Genomic DNA, 1,437 nt, shown 5'->3' on the forward strand with positions numbered 1-1,437 from the left:
TGCGACCCGGTGGCGGGCTGATCTGCGGTGACGGTCTCGTCGCTACTGCTCACGGTTGTCTGCTCTCCCTGATCCTCGCCGGTGCCCACGCGCAGGCCGTGTCCAGCCTAAACCCTGGAGCGGGCCGGGCCTCCTCGGCGTGTGGGCACCGCTGTGTGCGGGGCCGGGACCGATCAGGCCGTCGCCGTCCGGCGCCCGGCGGTACGGCGAGCGACGATCAGCGCGTCGAGACTGTATCGCCCGGGGCCGGCCAGGCCGAAGACCGTGGCGGCCAGCGCGATCACGGCGACGAGTTCCCACCCGCCGTTCGTGGCGAAGATGCCAGCGCCCTGGTGGACGAAAAGGTAGGCGCCGAACATGACGACGACGACGAGCGCCGCCACCACCTGGGTGAGCAGGCCCGCCACCAGCAGGATTCCTCCGGCCAGCTCGACCACGCCGGCGAACACAGCGGCGGCCTGGGCGGCCGGGACGCCGACGGAGTCGAAGAACTCGCCGGTGGCACCCGCGCCGTTGGTGACGAGCTTCTCCCAGCCGTGGGCGATCAGCACGACGCCGAGCAGGACCCGGGTCAGCAGGAGGCCGATGTCGCGGACGGGTCCGGGTACGGCGACGAGGGTGGCGGCCGCGCCGGTACGGGGGGCGGGCGTCGGGGCGACGGATTCTGAGGCGCTCACGGGGTCAGTCCTTTCGGGTCACGCATCCGGATGATGCGTCACACACTTCTATCGCCGCACTAGGTGTCGTGTCAACTATGGGCGTAGACTGGGCCCATGAGAGAATCCCCGGTGACCGACGGCGTCAGATGGCTGACCGATGAGGAGAAGGCGCTCTGGCGCGACTATCTCGCGATCCAGGGCCGCCTCCACCTGGCCATCCAGCGGGACCTCAAGGCCACGTCGAGCCTGACGGAGCCGGAGTTCGAGGTGCTCGTATACCTCAGCGAGGCCGACGGACCGCTGCGGATGACCGCGCTGGCCGATGTCCTGCAATGGGAGCGGAGCCGGCTCTCCCACCAGGTCACCCGGATGGTCCGACGGGGACTGGTCCAGCGGACGAGTTGCCCCACCGATGGCCGGGGCGCCTTCGTCTCCGCCACCGAGGAGGGCATGCGGGAGATCGCGGAGGCCGCACCCGACCACGTCGCCACCGTGCGCCGGGAGTTCCTGGACCGCCTCGACGAGCAGGGCAAGCGCGAGCTCGCGCGCCTGTTCGCGCTCATCGAGGGCTCTGCCGGGGAGGGTCCGACGGGGGATGAGGCGAATCGGAAATCCCCCGTCGCGGGCGTACCCTCGGGGGCGTGAACGCAGTGCTCGTGGTGGTCGTGGTGCTCCTGGCGTGTCTCGCCCTCGTGGTCGGGGTGACCGGCCTGTTGGGACTGCTCGGTCGACTGCCGGGTAACGGCGTCCTCGGCGTCCGCACCCCGGAGACCCGCCG

General features: G+C 71.0%; 2 protein-coding genes. One reads left to right on the forward strand and one right to left on the reverse strand.

Annotated features, from left to right (window positions below; translation table 11 throughout):
* Nucleotides 1-173 precede the first annotated feature (173 nt).
* A complete protein-coding gene (locus tag G6026_RS15995; protein WP_182613750.1) occupies nucleotides 174-677 on the reverse strand; it encodes a DoxX family membrane protein in 504 nt (167 codons plus the stop codon).
* Between the two features lie 96 nt (nucleotides 678-773).
* Between G6026_RS15995 and G6026_RS16000 the strand changes: the two genes are divergently transcribed.
* Nucleotides 774-1,304, forward strand: a complete 531-nt coding sequence (locus G6026_RS16000; protein WP_182613751.1) for a MarR family transcriptional regulator — start codon at nucleotides 774-776, stop codon at nucleotides 1,302-1,304.
* The last annotated feature ends 133 nt before the right edge of the window (nucleotides 1,305-1,437 follow it).

Source organism: Dietzia sp. DQ11-38-2, assembly GCF_014145055.1.
Taxonomy (GTDB): Bacteria; Actinomycetota; Actinomycetes; order Mycobacteriales; family Mycobacteriaceae; genus Dietzia.